Annotated in this window: 19 protein-coding genes; 5 read left to right on the top strand and 14 right to left on the bottom strand. The window is 72.3% G+C overall.

Going from position 1 to position 17,578, the window contains the following annotated elements; genetic code table 11:
* The 11 genes from folK to dacB all read right to left on the bottom strand — a co-directional run bounded on the left by folK (position 1) and on the right by dacB (position 11,521).
* Positions 1 to 564: a 2-amino-4-hydroxy-6-hydroxymethyldihydropteridine diphosphokinase gene (folK, locus tag ACGWYL_RS07825; protein WP_179426615.1), complete on the bottom strand. Its 564-nt coding sequence runs from the start codon at positions 562 to 564 to the stop codon at positions 1 to 3.
* Positions 561 to 935 (bottom strand): dihydroneopterin aldolase, encoded by a 375-nt coding sequence (gene folB / locus ACGWYL_RS07820; RefSeq protein ID WP_179426617.1) that lies wholly within the window; start codon positions 933 to 935, stop codon positions 561 to 563. The genes folK and folB overlap by 4 nt, the downstream gene beginning before the upstream one ends.
* Positions 932 to 1,339: a nuclear transport factor 2 family protein gene (locus tag ACGWYL_RS07815; protein ID WP_179426619.1), complete on the bottom strand. Its 408-nt coding sequence runs from the start codon at positions 1,337 to 1,339 to the stop codon at positions 932 to 934. Before ACGWYL_RS07815 ends, folB begins: the two co-directional genes overlap by 4 nt.
* The gene (gene folP / locus ACGWYL_RS07810; RefSeq protein WP_395486872.1) at positions 1,332 to 2,183 is read right to left on the bottom strand and encodes a dihydropteroate synthase; all 852 of its coding nucleotides are present in this window, start codon (positions 2,181 to 2,183) and stop codon (positions 1,332 to 1,334) included. The genes ACGWYL_RS07815 and folP overlap by 8 nt, the downstream gene beginning before the upstream one ends.
* A 7-nt stretch (positions 2,184 to 2,190) precedes the next feature.
* Positions 2,191 to 2,754, bottom strand: coding sequence for a GTP cyclohydrolase I FolE (gene folE / locus ACGWYL_RS07805; protein WP_269305164.1), 564 nt, complete (start codon positions 2,752 to 2,754; stop codon positions 2,191 to 2,193).
* A gap of 9 nt (positions 2,755 to 2,763) precedes the next feature.
* Positions 2,764 to 4,785 carry an ATP-dependent zinc metalloprotease FtsH gene (gene ftsH, locus ACGWYL_RS07800; RefSeq protein ID WP_179426623.1) on the bottom strand — a complete coding sequence of 674 codons (2,022 nt, stop codon included), beginning with the start codon at positions 4,783 to 4,785 and terminating at the stop codon, positions 2,764 to 2,766.
* A gap of 54 nt (positions 4,786 to 4,839) precedes the next feature.
* A complete protein-coding gene (hpt, locus tag ACGWYL_RS07795; protein ID WP_269305161.1) occupies positions 4,840 to 5,394 on the bottom strand; it encodes a hypoxanthine phosphoribosyltransferase in 555 nt (184 codons plus the stop codon).
* A 93-nt stretch (positions 5,395 to 5,487) separates the two neighbouring features.
* Entirely contained in the window at positions 5,488 to 6,459 is a 972-nt protein-coding gene (tilS, locus tag ACGWYL_RS07790) for a tRNA lysidine(34) synthetase TilS (protein WP_395486871.1), read from the bottom strand.
* 12 nt (positions 6,460 to 6,471) lie between these two features.
* Positions 6,472 to 7,512 carry a zinc-dependent metalloprotease gene (locus ACGWYL_RS07785; RefSeq protein WP_395486870.1) on the bottom strand — a complete coding sequence of 347 codons (1,041 nt, stop codon included), beginning with the start codon at positions 7,510 to 7,512 and terminating at the stop codon, positions 6,472 to 6,474.
* Positions 7,513 to 7,637: 125 nt separating this feature from the next.
* Complete coding sequence (locus ACGWYL_RS07780) at positions 7,638 to 10,163, bottom strand: RNA helicase (RefSeq protein WP_179426629.1); 2,526 nt, start codon at positions 10,161 to 10,163, stop codon at positions 7,638 to 7,640.
* Complete coding sequence (gene dacB / locus ACGWYL_RS07775; protein WP_395486869.1) at positions 10,163 to 11,521, bottom strand: D-alanyl-D-alanine carboxypeptidase/D-alanyl-D-alanine-endopeptidase; 1,359 nt, start codon at positions 11,519 to 11,521, stop codon at positions 10,163 to 10,165. Before dacB ends, ACGWYL_RS07780 begins: the two co-directional genes overlap by 1 nt.
* 79 nt (positions 11,522 to 11,600) lie before the next feature.
* Between dacB and ACGWYL_RS07770 the strand changes: the two genes are divergently transcribed.
* Positions 11,601 to 12,095 carry an inorganic diphosphatase gene (locus tag ACGWYL_RS07770; RefSeq protein ID WP_179426633.1) on the top strand — a complete coding sequence of 165 codons (495 nt, stop codon included), beginning with the start codon at positions 11,601 to 11,603 and terminating at the stop codon, positions 12,093 to 12,095.
* Here ACGWYL_RS07770 and ACGWYL_RS07765 read toward each other — a convergent pair.
* Positions 12,089 to 12,703: a TetR/AcrR family transcriptional regulator gene (locus ACGWYL_RS07765; protein ID WP_269305154.1), complete on the bottom strand. Its 615-nt coding sequence runs from the start codon at positions 12,701 to 12,703 to the stop codon at positions 12,089 to 12,091. The two genes, ACGWYL_RS07770 and ACGWYL_RS07765, sit on opposite strands and share 7 nt — an antisense overlap.
* A 95-nt stretch (positions 12,704 to 12,798) precedes the next feature.
* Here ACGWYL_RS07765 and ACGWYL_RS07760 point away from each other — a divergent pair, with 95 nt between their 5' ends.
* From ACGWYL_RS07760 to ACGWYL_RS07745, 4 genes are read left to right on the top strand one after another with little or no spacing between them, the layout of a single operon-like run.
* Complete coding sequence (locus tag ACGWYL_RS07760) at positions 12,799 to 13,623, top strand: hypothetical protein (RefSeq protein WP_179426635.1); 825 nt, start codon at positions 12,799 to 12,801, stop codon at positions 13,621 to 13,623.
* Entirely contained in the window at positions 13,580 to 14,599 is a 1,020-nt protein-coding gene (gene cobT / locus ACGWYL_RS07755; protein WP_395486868.1) for a nicotinate-nucleotide--dimethylbenzimidazole phosphoribosyltransferase, read from the top strand. The genes ACGWYL_RS07760 and cobT overlap by 44 nt, the downstream gene beginning before the upstream one ends.
* Positions 14,596 to 15,375, top strand: coding sequence for an adenosylcobinamide-GDP ribazoletransferase (locus ACGWYL_RS07750; RefSeq protein ID WP_395486867.1), 780 nt, complete (start codon positions 14,596 to 14,598; stop codon positions 15,373 to 15,375). The genes cobT and ACGWYL_RS07750 overlap by 4 nt, the downstream gene beginning before the upstream one ends.
* A complete protein-coding gene (locus ACGWYL_RS07745) occupies positions 15,372 to 15,974 on the top strand; it encodes a DNA-3-methyladenine glycosylase I (RefSeq protein ID WP_395486866.1) in 603 nt (200 codons plus the stop codon). The genes ACGWYL_RS07750 and ACGWYL_RS07745 overlap by 4 nt, the downstream gene beginning before the upstream one ends.
* A gap of 30 nt (positions 15,975 to 16,004) precedes the next feature.
* Here the strand turns inward: ACGWYL_RS07745 and ACGWYL_RS07740 are convergent, their stop codons facing one another.
* Positions 16,005 to 16,535 (bottom strand): bifunctional adenosylcobinamide kinase/adenosylcobinamide-phosphate guanylyltransferase, encoded by a 531-nt coding sequence (locus ACGWYL_RS07740; RefSeq protein ID WP_179426643.1) that lies wholly within the window; start codon positions 16,533 to 16,535, stop codon positions 16,005 to 16,007.
* A 34-nt stretch (positions 16,536 to 16,569) separates the two neighbouring features.
* Positions 16,570 to 17,571 carry a sugar phosphate isomerase/epimerase gene (locus ACGWYL_RS07735; protein WP_269305144.1) on the bottom strand — a complete coding sequence of 334 codons (1,002 nt, stop codon included), beginning with the start codon at positions 17,569 to 17,571 and terminating at the stop codon, positions 16,570 to 16,572.
* Between the last annotated feature and the right edge of the window lie 7 nt (positions 17,572 to 17,578).

The following is a 17,578-nucleotide window of genomic DNA, read 5'->3' as shown; positions in this document are numbered from 1 at the left end:
TCACAGGATGATCTCGACGTCCTCGCGCTTGGTGACGCCCGAGGTGTCGATGCCGGACAGGAGGTCGGCGACGAAGCCGTGCCCGGGGATCTCGCCCTCGGGGTCGATCTCGAGCCACGGCACGAGCACGAAGCCGCGCTCGTGGGCCCGCGGGTGCGGCAGCACGAGGGAGTCGTCGTTGGCGATGCGGTCGCCCACGACGATGATGTCGACGTCGAGGGTGCGCGGGGCGCCCGGCTCGCTGCGCTCGCGCTCGAACGCGTCCTCGATCGCCAGCGCGCGGTCGAGCAGCGTGTGGACCGTGAGGGTCGTGTCGATCAGCACCACGGCGTTGAGGAACGCTCCGGAGCCCTCGGGCGCGCCGACGGGCTCGGTCTCGTAGACCGACGAGATCGCGACGACGGTCACCTCGGGGGTGTCCTCCAGCGCCGAGACGGCGCCCTGCAGGCGGCCGGCACGATCGCCGAGGTTCGAGCCGATCGACAGGACGGCCTGACGGATGGGTCGCATGCCCCCGGTCATCGTGTCGGCGTCGAGTTCGTACGGCGTGGGTGCTTCGGTCACAGCTTGCTCCGCTCCATCGTCACGGTGACGTCAGTGAACGCCACCTCGATCGGCGCCTCGGGCTTGTGCACCGTCACGCTGACCCAGCGGACGGGCTCGTGGCCCAGACACGCCCTCACTATACGGAGGGCCAACGTCTCGATGAGATCCACGGGGTCGCCCGTGATGATCGCGTGGACCTGCTCGGCGAGTTCGCCGTAGTGCACGGTGCGCGTCAGGTCGCCGGACTCGGCGGCGGGCTGCAGGTCGACCGACAGCACGAGGTCGACCACGAAGGTCTGTCCGTCGCGTCGTTCGTGGTCGAACACGCCGTGGTGGCCGACGGCGGACAGGCCGCGCAGCTCGATGCGGTCGCCCTGGTGCTCGGTCATGCGTCCTCCGGTTCGATCAGCGGCGAGGCGTGCCGCGCGAAGAACCGCCAGCGTCCCGCATCGCGGACGAGCACGCTCGTGGCGACGGCCTTGCCGCCGTTGAACGACTCGACCGAGCCCGCGTCGGACAGGATGTTCTCGGTGCACACCACGACCGCGGTGGTGGGGTCGGTGGCCGGCAGCAGCGTGACCTCGACGTCGGTCAGGAAGAACTGGATGTACCCGACGCCCGCCATCAGGACGGTCCACGACCGCAGGATCGGGCCGGTGCCGCTCAGCGGCTGCGCGCCGGGGTGCACGCAGGTGGTGGCGACGTCGTCGACCCACAGCGAGGCCATGAGGTCGACGTCGCCCGTCTCGATCGCGTCGTAGAAGGCGCGGTGGGCCGCGAGGACGTCAGCCACGGCCGGCCTCGCTGCGCAGCCGGGCGGCCACGCGGACGGCATCGGCGCTCGGGCGGGGGTCGTGGACGCGCACGCCCCACGCGCCGGACAGCGCCGCGAGGGTGCTCAGGGCGGCCGTGGCGTCCTCGCGACCGTCGACCGGGCGCGGACCGACGGAGTCCGCCAGCAGCGCGCCGAGGAAGCCCTTGCGGCTGGCCGCGACGAGCAGGGGCCGGCCGAGGTCGGTGAAGCGGTCGAGGTGCGCGAGCAGCGTCCAGTTCTGGTCGCCGGTCTTGCTGAAGCCCAGGCCCGGGTCGAGGATCACGCGCTCGGGGTCGACGCCGGCCTCGCAGACGGCGGCGTACTGCTCGCGCAGCTCGCCCACGACGTCCTCGATCACGTCGGTGTAGTCGGTGTGCTGCTGCATGCGGTCGGAGTGGGCGCGCCAGTGCATCACGACGAACGGCACCTCGGCATCGGCCACGAGGGGCACCATCTGCGGGTCGGCGCGGCCGCCCGAGACGTCGTTGACGATCGCGGCGCCCGCCTCGATCGACTGGCGCGCGGTCTCGGCCCACATGGTGTCGACCGAGACGACGACCCCCGCGTCGGCCAGACGGCGCACGACGGGCACGACCCGGCGCAGCTCCTCGTCGCGGTCGACCGGCAGGGCGCCCGGGCGCGTGGACTCGCCGCCCACGTCGACGAGATCCGCCCCGCGGCGGACGAGGTCGAGCCCGTGCTCGACGGCGGCGCCGGGGTCGAACCACCGGCCGCCGTCGGAGAACGAGTCCGGCGTGACGTTGACGACGCCCATCACGACGCACCGGTCCTGCGGCAGGCCGGGGATCGGGGGCGTCACCATGGGGAGCTCACCGGGTGATGAGGTTCATCGCCTCGGCGCGCGTGGCGGGGTCGAGCAGCTGGCCCCGCACGGCACTGGTGATGGTGCGGGCGCCGGCCTTGGCGACGCCCCGCATCGTCATGCACAGGTGCTCGGCCTCGACGACCACGATGACGCCCTCGGGGTCGAGGACGTCGACCATCGCCTCGGCGACCTGCGTGGTGAGGCGCTCCTGCACCTGCAGGCGGCGGGCGTAGACGTCGACGAGCCGCGCCAGCTTCGACAGGCCCGTGACGTGGCCGGTCTCGCCGGGGATGTAGCCGATGTGCGCGACGCCGAAGAAGGGCACCATGTGGTGCTCGCACATACTCCACAGCTCGATGTCGCGGACGAGGACGAGCTCGCGGTGACCGACCTCGAAGACGGCCGAGAGCACCTCCTTGGCGTCCTGGTCGTACCCGCGCAGCAGCTCGGCGTACGACCGCGCGACGCGCGCGGGGGTGTCCTCGAGGCCGTCGCGGTCGGGGTCCTCTCCGATGGCCGCGAGCAGCTCGCGGACGGCTGCCTCGGCTCGGGGCTGGTCGACGGACACGGCCGCTCCTCAGTTCGTGGGTGACTCGCCCGGCTGCGGCTGGTCGGCGGGAGGCGCGTCCGAGCCGGAGTCCGGTCCGACGACGATACCGTCCTCGGGCCCGGCATCGGCGTGTGAGCCGTTGCGTGCCGGCACGACGATGGGCGGCTGCGTCGACGGCAGGCGGTTCTCGGAGCCGGTCCACGCGGGACGGATCTCGCGCATGGTGAGGGCCTCGAAGATGCGGGCGACCTGGGCCTTGTCGAGCGTCTCCTTCTCCATCAGCTCGCGCACCAGCGTGTCGAGGACCTCGCGGTTCTCCACGAGGATGTCGAACGCCTCCTGGTGGGCGTGCGCGATGAGGGCGGAGATCTCGTCGTCGATCGTCGCGGCGATCTCCTCGGAGTAGTTGCGCGAGTGGCCGATGTCGCGACCGAGGAACGGCTGGCCGTTGTCCTCGCCGAAGCGGACGGCGCCGATGCGCTCGCTCATGCCGTACTGCGTGACCATCGCGCGGGCCAGGCTGGTGGCCTTCTCGATGTCGTTGCCCGCACCCGTGGTGGGGTTGTGGAACACGAGCTCCTCGGCGGCACGGCCACCGAGCATGTAGGCCAGCTTGTCGAGCAGCTCGGCGCGGGTCTGGCTGTACTTGTCCTCGTCGGGCAGCACCATCGTGTAGCCCAGGGCGCGACCACGCGGCAGGATCGTGATCTTGTGCACGGGGTCGCTCTGCGGCAGCGCCGCGGCCACCAGGGCGTGCCCGCCCTCGTGGTAGGCGGTGACGAGCCGCTCGTGCTCGTTCATGAGGCGCGTGCGCTTCTGCGGGCCCGAGATCACGCGGTCGATCGCCTCGTCGAGGGAGGCGTCGTCGATCGTGGTGGCCGAGCTGCGCGCCGTGAGCAGCGCGGCCTCGTTGAGCACGTTGGCCAGGTCGGCGCCGCTGAAGCCGGGGGTGCGGCGGGCGACGGCCTCGAGGTCGACGCCGGGCGCGATCGGCTTGCCCCGGGCGTGGACCTTCAGGATCTGGGTGCGTCCGGCCAGGTCGGGCGCCTCGACGGCGATCTGGCGGTCGAAGCGACCGGGGCGCAGCAGCGCCGGGTCGAGCACGTCGGGACGGTTGGTGGCCGCGATGAGGATGACGCCGCCGCGCACGTCGAAGCCGTCCATCTCGACGAGCAGCTGGTTGAGGGTCTGCTCGCGCTCGTCGTGACCGCCGCCCATGCCGGTGCCGCGGTGACGGCCGACGGCGTCGATCTCGTCGATGAAGACGATCGCCGGGGCGTTGTCCTTCGCCTGCTCGAACAGGTCGCGCACGCGGCTGGCGCCGACGCCGACGAACATCTCGACGAAGTCCGAGCCGGAGATCGAGTAGAACGGCACGCCGGCCTCGCCCGCGACGGCGCGCGCCAGCAGGGTCTTGCCGGTGCCGGGAGGACCGTAGAGCAGCACGCCCTTGGGGATCTTCGCGCCGACGGCCTGGAACTTGGCGGGCTCCTGGAGGAACTCCTTGATCTCGCCGAGCTCCTCGATGGCCTCGTCGCAGCCGGCGACGTCGGCGAACGTGGTCTGCGGGGTGTCCTTGGTCATCAGCTTCGCCTTGGACTTGGCGAACTGCATGACGCGGCCTCCGCCGCCCTGCATCGAGTTCATCAGCCACAGGAAGATGAGGATGAAGATGACGAACGGCAGGAAGCTCAGCAGCACCGAGAGGAGCGTGTTCTTCGGCGGGACCTTGACGTTGTAGGAGGTCATCTTGTCGTCGTTGACGAGCTCCTGGGCCTGCGTGACGAGCTGCGAGCCCTGGTCCTGGCCGAGCCAGGTGGCCTTGACCTTGTCCTCCTTGTCACCCTTCAGGGTGGCGCGGATCTCCTGGTCACCGTCGACGAAGGTGACCTCCTTGACCTTCGCGTCGTCGAAGTAGCCCACCATCGTGGCGGTCTTGACCTCGCGGTAGCCGTCGGCCGAGCCGGAGAACGTCAGGACGCCGATGACCACGCCGGCGATCAGGATGATCCACAGCCACGGTCCCTTGAACACGCTCTTGATGTTCATGCCGCCTCGTCGTTCATGCAGGTCTGGTTCCGTCCGGTGCTCTCAGCCACGTGCTCAGGAGTACATGTGCTCAGCCAGTGTGCCGATGCTGCGCAAATTCCGGTACTTCTCGTCGTAGTCCAGTCCGTAGCCGATGACGAACGCGTTCGGGATGTCGAAGCCGACGTACTTGACGTCGACCGGCATCTCGAGGGCCTCGGGCTTGCGCAGCAACGTGGCGATCTCGACCGACGCGGGGCCGCGGGACTTCAGGTTGGCCACGAGCCACGACAGGGTGAGGCCGGTGTCGATGATGTCCTCGACGATGAGGACGTGGCGTCCCTCGAGGTCGGTGTCGAGGTCCTTGAGGATCCGCACGACGCCCGACGACTTGGTGCCGGCGTAGGACGAGACGGCCATCCAGTCGATCTCGACGTGGCGGTTCAGCTCGCGCGCGAGGTCGGCCATCACCATGACCGCGCCCTTCAGCACGCCGACGAGCAGGATCTCGCGGCCCTCGTAGTCGGTCTCGATCCGCCGGGCCAGCTCGGCCAGCCTCTCCTTGATCTGCTCCTCGGTGAAGAGCGTCTGGGTCAGGTCGAGGTCGGCTTCGACGTGCGAGGTGTCCACGGTGTCAGCGTGCCACAAGGGACGACATCGGGCGTCGCCTGGTGGCCGGGACGAACGATGAGGCATTCGGGCACCCCAGCGGGGCGAAAGGCCTCATCGTGCGTCGAGGAACCGGACCCCGCGACCGTCGCGCACGGCGGTGACGTGACCCGGGAGCTCGATGCGCGTGCCGCCGCGGGCGTCGAGCAGGCCGTCGAGGGCCCGGGTGTGCGCGTGCGAGAGCTCGCCCGCCGCGGCGCCCGCGGCCACAGCGAGGCGTCGCCAGACGCGCATCCGCACCGCCGGGTCGAGGTCGGCGAACGCCGTCACGTCGTCGATCGCGCCCGACGGCGGCGCCTCGTCGCAGGCCATCGCGTCGAGCAGGTCGGCGTCGGCGCGCACGAGGTCGGCCGTGCGGGCGAGCGCCTCGGCCACTCCCCCGCCGAGCACCTCCTCCATCAGCGGCAGCAGCTCGCGGCGCACCCGCACGCGGCGGTAGGCGGGGTCGTCGTTGTGCGGGTCGTGCCACGGCTCGACGTCGTGCAGCGCGCAGATCCGCTCGGTCTCGGCGCGACGCAGCGCGAGGAACGGGCGGCGCAGGGCTCCGCTGCCGGGCCGCATCCCGTCGATCGATCGCGGCCCCGAGCCGCGGGCGAGTCCCAGCAGGACCGACTCGGCCTGGTCGTCGAGCGTGTGGGCGAGCAGGATCGGAGCCCCGTCAGCCTCCGCGTGCAGGGCCCGATGGCGAGCCACGCGGGCGGCGTCCTCGGGTCCGCTGCCGAGGTCGCGGACCTCGACGCGGCACACCGTGGCGGACAGGCCGAGGGCCTCGCACTGCGCGGCGGCGCGGGACGCGACCTCCGCCGACCCGTCCTGGAGGCCGTGGTCGACGACCACCGCGCGCGCGTCCACCCCGCGGCGGCGCACGAAGAACCCGGCGACCGCGGCCAGCGCGAGCGAGTCGGCACCGCCCGAGACCGCGACGACCGCACCGGGCGCGAGGTGCGGCTCGACGAGCCGGCGCGCCCGCGCCACGAGCGCGTCGAGGCGGCTCGTCGGTCGGTCCTCACCTTCGGGTGGTCTCACCGACCCAGCGTCTCAGCCGTGGACGCGGGAGACCCACGATTTCGGGTCGACGATCTCGGCCCGGGTGGGCAGGTCGGCGGCGTCGGCCCACACCGCGTCGAAGCCGTCCTTGCCGACCTGGTCGGTGACGGCGCGCACGAACTTGGCGCCGTCGCTGTACTGGCGCATCTTGGCCTCGTAGCCGAGCAGGCGGCGCAGCACCTTCGACAGGGCCGAGCCCGAGCCACGGCGCTTCGTGAACTTGCGGCGGATCTCGGCGACGCTCGGCACGACCTCGGGACCGATGTCGTCCATCACCACGTCCGCGTGGCCCTCGAGCAGGGACATGAGGCCCGTGAGACCGTCGATGACCTCGCGCTGCTGCTCGTTCTGGAACAGGTCGGAGAGCGACTTGTCGGACTCGCCGCGGACGATGCGCACGAGCTCGGGCAACGCCTCGGAGAGCATGTCGGTGACGGCTCCCCCGCCCACGTCGGTGGCGTCCATGAGCCGGGCCACCTGGGCCAGCATGTGGTCGCGCATCCAGGGCACGGCCGTGAACTGCGCGCGGTGCGTCTCCTCGTGGAGGCACACCCAGCGGCGGAAGTCGGTGGGGTCGACGCCGAGCTCGCGCTCGACGTGCACGACGTTGGGAGCCACCAGCAGGAGTCGGCCGGGGCCGTGCTCGCCCTCGGCGAACGGATCGAACTGGCCGAGCACCTTGCCGCCGAGGAACGCCACGATCGCGCCGAGCTCGGCGCCGGTGACGCGTCCGCCGACCGCACGCGGGATCCCGGTGGGCATCTTGCCCGCCGCCGCCAGCTTCTCGTCGAAGGGACCCATGAGGACCTCGAACGCGGCGAGGTTCGCGTCGGCCCAGCGCGGACGGTCGACCACGAGCACGGGCGTGGGGTACGCCGGGACGAGCCCGGTGAACTCGCGCACGGGCCCCTCGGCGATGCGCGAGGCCTCGCGGAGCTCGGCGACGACGTCCTCGACCTCGGCCGGGCTCAGGTCGGGTCCGGGCCGCATGAGGCGCCGGGCCGTGGAGCGCGCGACGTTCCAGTCGATCATGGCGTCCAACCTACGGCCTGGGCCCTCGCCCGGCCCGCCCTCACTTTCGGAACGGGATCCACGTGAATCCGGCGACAGACGGTGCATCCCGCTCCAAGAGTGGGGAGGGGGTAGGGCGCGGAGGGTCAGCGGGGGCCGACGTCGAGGACGCGCACGACGGGCTCGCCCTGCTCGTCGGAGGCGTCGAGGTCGACCTCGGCGGCGATGCCCCAGTCGCGGTCGCCCTCGGGGTCCTCGAAGACCTGGCGCACCTTCCACGTGCGGGTGCTGTCGTCCTCGACCATGAACAGCTCGGGCCCGCGGGCCGACGGGCCGGTGCCGAGCTCCTCGTACTCCTCCCGGTAGCCGAGCATCGCCTCGCGCCAGGCGAGCGCGTCCCAGCCGTCCTCGGCGTCGAGCTCGCCGAGGGCCTCCCAGCGGCCGAAGGCGGCCAGCTCGACCCTGCGGAACATCGCGTTGCGGACGAGGACGCGGAACGCGCGGGCGTTGGCGGTGAGGGGGCGCGGCGTCTCGGCGCCGGTGGCCTGCGGACGCACGTCGGCCGGGTCCTCCCCGGGCGCGATGAGCTGCTCCCACTCGTCGAGCAGGCTCGAGTCGGTCTGGCGCACGAGCTCGCCGAGCCACTCGGTGAGGTCGGTCAGCTCGTCGTCGCGGACCGCCGTGGGCACGGTGCGGACCAGGGTCTTGTAGACGTCGGAGAGGTACCGCAGGACGAGGCCCTCGGACCGCGCGAGACGGTAGTCGGCGATGAGCTCGGAGAAGGTCATCGCCCGCTCCCACATCTCGCGCACGACCGACTTCGGCCGCAGCTCGTGGTCGGCGACCCACGGGTGCCCCTGGCGGTACATCTCGTAGGCGGCCTCGAGCAGGTCGCGCAGCGGCTGCGGGTGCTCGACGTCCTCGAGGAGCTCCATCCGCTCGTCGTACTCGATGCCGTCCATCTTCATCTCGGCGACGGCCTCGCCGCGGGCGCGGAAGCGCTGGGCGCTGATGATGGGGCGCGGGTCGTCGAGCGTGGACTCGACCACCGAGACGACGTCGAGCGCGTAGGTGGGCGACTCGCGGTCGAGCAGGTCGAAGGCGGCCACCGCGAACGGCGAGAGCGGCTGGTTGAGCGCGAAGTTGGCCTGCAGGTCGACGGTGAGGCGCAGCGTGCGGCCCTCGGCGTCGGGCGGGTCGATCCGCTCGACGACCTCGCCGGCCAGCAGCGCCTCGATGATGTGGTCGACCTGCGCGAGCAGCCGCTCCTGTGACTCCTCGGTCTCGCCGCTCTCGCGCACGAGGTGCTCCAGGGCGGCCCGCGCGTCACCGGGCCGGGTGATGACGTCGAGGACCATCGCGTGGCTGACCTTCATCCGCGAGTGCAGCGCCTCGGGCGTGCCGTTGACGAGGCGCTCGAACGTGCCGTGGCCCCACGAGACGAACCCCTCGGGGGGCTTCTTGCGCTGGATGCGCTTGAGCTTCTTCGGGTCGTCGCCGGCCTTGCGCACGAGCTTGGCGTTCTCGATCTCGTGCTCGGGCGCCTCGACGACCACGTGGCCGACGGTGTCGAACCCGGCCCGCCCGGCACGGCCGGCGATCTGCTGGAACTCGCGCACCTGGAGGTGGCGCTGACGGGTGCCGTCGTACTTGCTCAGCCCGCTGAACAGCACCGTGCGGATCGGCACGTTGATGCCGACGCCGAGCGTGTCGGTGCCGCACACGACCTTGAGCAGTCCCTGCTGCGTGAGGGTCTCGACGAGGCGGCGGTAGCGCGGCAGCATGCCCGCGTGGTGCACGCCGATCCCCATGCGGATCAGCCGCGAGAGCGTCTTGCCGAACGCCGAGGTGAAGCGGAAGTCGCCGAGCGCCTCGGCGATCGCGTCGCGCTCGGCGCGCGTGGCGACCTTGGCGCTGGTGAGCGCCTGCGCCCGCTCGAGCGCGGCGGCCTGTGAGAAGTGCACGACGTAGACCGGTGTCTGGTGCGTCTCGACGAGCTGCTCGAGCGTCTCGTGCACGGGCGTCGTGACGTACTCGCTGACGAGCGGGACGGGTCGCTCGACCGACGTGACCGCGACGGTCTCGCGGCCGGTGCGGCGGGCGAGGTCGGCCTCGAGGCGCGTGGTGTCGCCGAGCGTGGCGGACATCAGGAGGAACTGCGCGCGCGGCAGCTCGATGAGCGGCACCTGCCAGGCCCAGCCGCGCTCGGGGTCGGCGTAGAAGTGGAACTCGTCCATCACGACGAGGCCGATGTCGGCGTCCGCGCCCTCGCGCAGCGCCATGTTCGCGAGGATCTCGGCCGTGGCGGCGATGATCGGGGCGTCGGCGTTGACCGCGGCGTCGCCCGTGACCATGCCGACGTTCTCGGCGCCGAAGATCTCGCACAGGTCGAAGAACTTCTCGCTCACGAGCGCCTTGATCGGCGCGGTGTAGACGCTGCACTCGCCACGGGCGAGAGCGGCGCCCATCGCGGCGGTGGCGACGAGGCTCTTGCCCGAGCCGGTGGGGGTGGCGAGGACGACGTTCGAGCCGGCGACCATCTCGAGGATCGCCTCGTCCTGCGCCGGGTAGAGGGTCAGTCCGCGGTCCTCGACCCACTGCAGGATCGCCTCGTGGACGGCGTCGACGTCGTCGGTGGTGCCCGACGGGAGGCGGTCGACGAGGCGCGCCATCAGCGGGCCCCGCAGGCGCAGTCGGCCATCGCGACCGTCACGCGGTCGAGTGCGGCCTGGGTCTCGAACGGGTTGACCTGCTCGGTGTCGTCGGCCATCAGCGCGAACGCCACGGGCCGCCCGCCCGAGAGGGTGACCACCCCGGCGAGGGAGTGGACGCCCGTGAGCGTGCCGGTCTTCGCCCGGATGCGACCCCGTGCGTCGCCGGCGCGGTCGTAGCGGTTCTCGAGGGTGCCGCTGAAGCCGCCGACGGGCAGGCCGCTCAGCACCGACCCCAGGCGAGGGGTCGCCGCCACCTCGACCATCGTCTCGGCCAGGGTGCGCGCCGCGATGCGGTTCTTGCGCGACAGGCCGCTGCCGTCGTACAGCACGAGTCCCTCCGTCGTCACGCCCGCCTGCCGCAGGACCTGGCTCACCACCTTCGCACCCCCGGCGAACGAGCCGGGCTCCCCCGCCGCGATCGCGGCCTGACGCAGCAGCACCTCGGCGACCTCGTTGTCGGAGTCGGCGAGGAACTGCTCGACGATGCGCGAGAGCCGGGCGCTGCGGACGGCGGCCACGCGCGTCGCGTCCGCGGGCGCCTCGGCCTGCTGCGGCTCGCCCGTCACGTCGACCCCGCGCGCCCGCAGCAGCTCGGCGAAGCGGCGCGCGGCGTCGCCGGCCGGATCGGTGGAGCGGGCGGCGCCGACGCGGCCGCGGTCGATCCACAGCGGGCTGACCGGCGCGACGACCGCGCCGACGTAGCCGTCCTCCCACGCCGGGCTCACGGACGGGCCGGAGAACAAGGAGACGTCGTAGCCGAGGCTGACCTGCTGGTCGCCGACCTGCTTCGCCGTGGCCGCGGCCAGGGTGGCGAGGTCGGCGCGCTCGACCGGTGAGCCCTTCGTCCGGACGTCGCTCAGGTAGGGGTCGCCGCCGCCGACCAGGACGAGCCGGCTGCCGTCGCGCACGACCGAGGTGGTGAAGGTGGCGTCGGGGCCGAGCTCGGCCAGGGCGCCGACCGCCGTGAGGACCTTGGTCGTGGAGGCCGGGACGTGGGCTCCGTCGGACTCGTCGGCCAGCACCGTGCCGTCGCGCGCGTCGAGGGCGACCAGGCTGGTGCGGCCGCCGAGCGCGTCGGAGCGGAGCGGACCCGCCACCGCGGCCTCCAGCTCGCCCGCCGTGATCGGACCCGAGCCGACCGAGGCCGCCCGCGCGGGGTCCGGCGAGGCGGGCTCCAGGCCCACGGGGGCGGTCACGAATTGCGGTCCGCACGGCCCGTCGCACAAGATGGGGTTCAGGTCGCCGCGGACGTACAGCCAGGTGATCGACGCCAGCGTCACGAGCACGAGCAGCGGCAGCACCCAGGCCGCATGCACTCTCTCCCCCCTGCGGGGACCACGGGCCGTCACGTGCGTCAGACTATGTGACACCCATCAAGACCAAGCCGGAGGAACCGTGTTCTTTGACGTCACCGTGGAGATCCCCAAGGGCGAGCGGAACAAGTACGAGCTCGACCACAAGACCCACCGCATCCGGCTGGACCGCACGCTCTTCACGTCGATGCAGTACCCGGCCGACTACGGCTTCATCGACAACACCCTCGGCAACGACGGCGACCCGCTGGACGCGCTGGTCATCCTGCCCTTCCCGACCTTCCCCGGCTGCGTCATCGAGTGCCGCGCGATCGGCATGTTCAAGATGACCGACGAGGCCGGCGGCGACGACAAGATCCTGTGCGTCCCCGCGGGCGACCCGCGCCACGACCACCTGCAGGACGTCACCGACGTGTCGGACTTCGACCTGCAGGAGATCGAGCACTTCTTCACCAGCTACAAGGACCTCGAGCCCGGCAAGTCCGTCGAGGAGGGGTCCGAGTGGGTCGGCCGCGAACAGGCCGAGGCCGAGATCAAGGCCAGCCTCGAGCGGTTCACGGCCAACGGCGGCTACTGAGCCGCCGGGTCCCTCCGGGGCCTGACCAGTCCGGCGAGCACGTCACCGAACACGTCCATGTCGACCTTCGGGTCGAGCGCGCGCAGGCCGCCCAGACCCGCGCCGAGCGCCAACAGGGCCGTGGCCACGTGCTCGACCGGCACCGTCGTCTCCAGGCCGGCGTCCTCCACGGTCGCCGAGATCAGCTGGGCGATGAGCCGACGCACCTCGCGGTGACGCTTCACCAGCTCGGACGCGACCCAGGGGTTGTGCCGCGCGACGGCGGCGAACTCCACCTCGAGCGCCGTCCAGCGCGGCTCGCCCAGACCCGATCGCGACCACTCGACGAAGCTCTTGAGGCGCGTCTCGATCGACGTGTCCTCGGTGAACATCTGGTGCACGAGGCGGATCTTCTCGGCGTGGATCGTGTCGAGCGCCGCCATGCAGAGCTCTTCCTTGCCGGCGAAGTTGGAGTAGACCGCACCCTTGGAGAAGCCGGCCTCGACGGCCACCTTGTCCAGCGACGTGCCGGAGTACCCGACGTCGAGGAACATCTCGGTGGCCACCTCGATGAGGCGTTCGCGCGTCTGCTGCTGACGCTCGGCCCGGCTCACTCTCGTCTGGGACACGGCTGGCTCCTTCGGTATTCGCATACCGATGGTATCTGAAACTCGGCGTCTGTCGCCCCCGGATCCCGAATCGACGCGCCGCTAGGGTCGGGCCCATGACCTCACGAGCCCTCTGGTCGGCGATCGAGAACCTGCACGGAGGCGTCTACTTCGCGCCCGAGTCGAAGGCGCGCTACGAGGCGATCGGCCTCAAGGGCTATTGGATGGGCTACTTCGCCAGCCGCTCCGCCGCCCTCGGCACGCCGGGCCCCGAGCTGGTGATCGCGACCTTCCACGGCTTCGCGCCGCGCCTCGTCGAACGCGCGCTGCCCGACGCGTGGCGCCTCGCCGACCGCGACCGCGTGCTCGAGGCCCGGTACTCCTTGGCGCGCGACCTGCTCGCGAACGTCGCGGACCAGGCCTCGGCCCTGGCCGCGAAGACCCGCAGCGTGCTGGACGGCGTCGACTGGGCCGGCAAGCCCCTGGCCGCCGCTCACGCCGGCCTGCCCGCCTCGGACGACCCCGTCGTCGACTTCTGGCAGTCCGTCACGGCGCTGCGCGAGTACCGCGGCGACTGCCACCTCGCGGTCCTGACCTCCGCGGGGCTGGGTGGCGCGGCCTCGAACGCGCTCGCCGTCGCCACCGGGTGGTCGTGGTTCGCCGACCAGCGCACGATGCGCGGCTGGACCGAGCAGGAGTGGGCCGAGGCGATCGCCGGACTCGTGACCCGCGGCTGGCTCGCGCCCGACGGCACCGCCACCGAGACCGGAACCGCCGCGCGCGCCCAGATCGAGGACGCCACCGACCGCGTCGTGGCCGCCGGCCTCGATCGCGAGGCCACGTCCCGGCTGCTGACCCTCGAGGACGACCTGGTCGCGATGGCGGGACAATGGGCAGATGATCACCCCGCCCTCGCAGGACGCACGCACCGCAGCTCGTGACCGCCTCGCCGCCCTGGCGATCCCCACGGGGGCGCTCGGCAGGCTCGGCGAGCTGGCGGTCTGGTGGTCCTCGGTGCGCGGCGAGGCGACGCCCGCTCCCCCGTCGCACGTGAGGGCGGTCGTCTTCGCCGGCGACCACGGCGTCGCGGCGCACGGTGTCTCGGCCTACCCGTCGGCCGTCACCGGCGCGATGGTGCGCGCGTTCGCGTCCGGCGTGGCCGGCACCTCGGTCCTCGCCCGCCAGCACGACGTGCACCTGCGCGTGCTCGACCTCGGCGTCGACGGCGACTTCCCCGACCTCGACCCCGCGATCGGCGCGTACAAGATCCGCCACGGCACCGAGCCGTTCCACCTCGCCGACGCGATGACCCTCGACGAGGCGCGCCGCGCGGTCGAGGCCGGCGCGGCGATCGCCGCCGAGGAGATCGCGGCCGGCGCCGACCTGCTGATCGGCGGTGACATGGGAATCGGCGACACCACCACGGCCGCGGTCCTCACGGCCGCGGTCCTGGGTCTGCCGGCCGTCGAGGTCGTCGGCCGCGGCACCGGCATCGACGACGAGGGCCTGCGGGTCAAGACCGAGGTCATCGACACGGCGCTGCGCCGTGCGCAGGACCGCACGGGCGACCCGATCGACCTGCTGAGCGCGATCGGCAGCCCCGACATCGCCGCCCAGGCCGGCTTCATCAGCGCGGCTGCGCAGGCCGGTGTCCCCGTGCTGCTCGACGGCGCGATCGCCACGGCCGCCGCGCTCGTGGCCGAGCGGCTGACGCCGGGCGTCGCCCCGTGGCTCGCCGCTGGTCACCGCTCCACCGAGGGCGCCCAGTGGCACGCCCTGAAGGACCTCGGCCTCGAGCCACTGCTCGACCTCGGCATGCGCCTGGGCGAGGGCTCGGGCGCCGTCACCGCGGTGCCGCTCGTGCGCTCGGCCGCCCTGCTGCTCTCGGACATGGCGCTGCTCTCCGAGATCCTGTGAGCCGGCTCGGGGACGCCGTCCGGCTGTCGGTCGGCACCTTCAGTGCCCTGCCCGTGCCGCCGCCGCGGCAGGTCGACCGCCGCACCGCCGGCATCGCGGTGGCGATCGCGCCGCTCGCGGTCGTTCCCGTCGGCCTGCTCGTGGCGTTCGTGGCGTGGGGCGGTCGCGAGCTCGGCCTGGACCAGCTCGTCGTCGGCGCCCTCGCGATCGGCGCCGGGGCCTGGGCGACCCGCGGGTTCCACCTCGATGGGCTCGCCGACACGACCGACGCGCTGGCCTCCTCCTACGACCGCGAGCGGGCGCTGACCGTCGCGCGCACCGGCGACGTCGGTCCCGCGGGAGCCGCCGCCCTCGTCCTGGTGCTGCTCGCGCAGGCCGCCGCCGCGGGCACGCTGATCGTGTGCTGGGAGCGAGGCTTCGTGGCCGTCGGCGTGCTGTGGTGCCTCGCCCGCGCGGGCGCGACCGTGGGCCTGCGACACGGAGTGCCGGCAGCCCGCCAGGACGGCATGGGCGCCACCTTCGCCGGCAGCGTGCGCCCCCTCGCACTCGCGACCGTCTGGCTCCTCGTCGCTGTCGCCGGCGCGGCCGTCACGGGGCTCACCGACGCCACCGTGGCGCAGGGGCTCGTCGCCGTCGCGGCCACGCTGCTCGTGGTCCTCCTGCTGGTCGCCCACGTCGCGCGTCGCCTGGGTGGCATCATCGGCGATGCGGTGGGCGCCTCGGTCGAGGTCTCCCTCGCTGTCCTCCTGATCGGCTTCTCGGCGGTGATCGCATGACCTTCCTCGGCCCCGACGGCCAGCCACGCTGCGACTGGGCGGGCGGCGCGCCCGGCTTCGTGGAGTACCACGACACCGAGTGGGGCTTCCCCGTCGCCGACGACGTGCGGCTGTTCGAGAAGTTCTGCCTCGAGGGGTTCCAGTCCGGACTGTCGTGGCGCACGATCCTGGACAAGCGCGAGAGCTTCCGCGCGGCGTTCGCGGGCTTCGACCTCGACACCGTGGCCGGCTTCGACGAGTCCGACGTCCTGCGGATGCTGGCCGACGCCGGCATCGTGCGGCATCGCGGCAAGATCGAGGCGGCCATCAACAACGCCGCCCGCGCGCTCGAGCTGGTCGAGTCCGAGGGCTCGCTCGCGGCGTTCGTCTGGCGTCACGAGCCCGACCCCGCCGAGATCCCCGAGCCGCAGACGCTCACCACCTCGCCCACCGCGATCGCCCTGTCGAAGGACCTCAAGAAGCGCGGCTGGAAGTTCGTCGGCCCGACCACGGTCTTCTCGTTCATGCAGGCGATGGGCCTGGTGAACGACCACGCGCACGACTGCGTCGTACGGGCCAGCGTCGCCGCCGCGCGCGACGCCTTCACGCCTCCGGCCTGAGCGCGGCCTCGCGCGCCGCGCCCGCGCGGCTCAGAGGCGCAGGACGCGGCCCGAGACGACGAGGAGGACCTCGTCGCAGTCCATCGCGAAGCGCTGGTTGACCTTGCCGAGGAGGTCGCGGAAGAGGCGCCCGGAGCGGTGCTCGGGCACGACGCCCCAGCCGACCTCGTTCGTCACCACGACGACGTCCTCCCCGTGCGCGGTCATGGCCTGCGCGGCGCGCTCGACGCGCAGCCAGAACTCGGGCTCCCAGTCGTCGAGGGTCTGGTCCCAGCCGTCGAGCTCGCTGACCAGGGCGGTCACCCACGTGCCGAGGCAGTCGATGATCACCGTGTCGTCGGTCATCGCGATCGCGCGCTCGAGGTCGGCGGTCTCGACCGTCTTCCAGTGGGCGGGACGCCGGCTACGGTGCGCCTCGACCCGGGCCGCCCAGTCGGGGTCGAACTCCGGATCGGGGGCCGGACCGGGGGCGATGTACGTGACGTCGGGGGCCGCGACGACGAGCGACTCGGCATGGAACGACTTGCCCGAGCGCACGCCTCCGGTGATGAGGGTCCTCACCCTCGCAGCCTAGTCCCGTCCGGTGCCGCGACGGTCAGCCCTGATCGAACACGGAGTCGAACGAGGCGGTCGGCGGCTCGAAGTCGAAGCGCTTGAGGAACCCCAGCGCCTCCGGGGCGCCGCGGAGGCGGTCCATGCCCGCGTCCTCCCACTCCACCGAGATCGGACCGTCGTAGCCGATGCGGGCGAGTGCGCGGAACGCGTCCTCCCACGGCACGTCGCCGCGACCCGTGGAGACGAAGTCCCAGCCGCGGCGCTGGTCGCCCCACGGCAGGTGCGACGAGAGGATGCCGTTCCTGCCGCCGCCCATCCGCATCCGGATGTCCTTGCAGTCCACGTGATAGATCCGGTCGGCGAAGTCGCTGATGAACGCGACGGTGTCGATCCCCTGCCACACCATGTGGCTGGGGTCCCAGTTGAGGCCGAACGCCTCGCGGTGGCCGATCGCCTCCATCGCCCGCACCGTCGACCAGTGGTCGTAGGCGATCTCGGACGGGTGGACCTCGTGCGCGAATCGCACGCCGCACTCGTCGAAGACGTCGAGGATCGGGTTCCAGCGGTCGGCGAAGTCCTGGTAGCCGGCCGCGATGCGCTCGGCGGGGACCGGCGGGAACATCGCCACGTACTGCCAGATCGACGAGCCCGTGAAGCCCACCACGACGTCGACGCCCATCCGCTGCGCGAGGCGCGCGGTGTGCTGCATCTCCTCGGCCGCGCGCCGGCGGACGCCCTCGGGGTCACCGTCGCCCCACACGCGCGGGCCGACGATCGAGCGGTGCCGGTCGTCGATCGGGTCGTCGCAGACCGCCTGGCCCTTCAGGTGGTTCGAGATCGCCCAGCAGCCGAGCCCGTGGCGGCGCAGGATCTCCAGGCGCCCCTCGACGTACTCGTCGTCGTCCCAGCGCCACGCGTCGAGGTGCTCGCCCGACACGGCGATCTCGAGACCGTCGTACCCCCAGCGCGCCGCGAGCTCCGCGACCTCCTCGAGGGTGAGGTCGGCCCACTGGCCCGTGAAGAGGGTGAAGCGCTTGCCCATGGTGTCT

Source organism: Aeromicrobium sp. JJY06 (assembly GCF_044069275.1).
GTDB classification, from domain to species: domain Bacteria; phylum Actinomycetota; class Actinomycetes; order Propionibacteriales; family Nocardioidaceae; genus Aeromicrobium; species Aeromicrobium tamlense.
The sequence above is the reverse complement of the archived record's forward strand: the minus strand, read 5'-3'. Positions and strand labels throughout refer to the sequence as shown.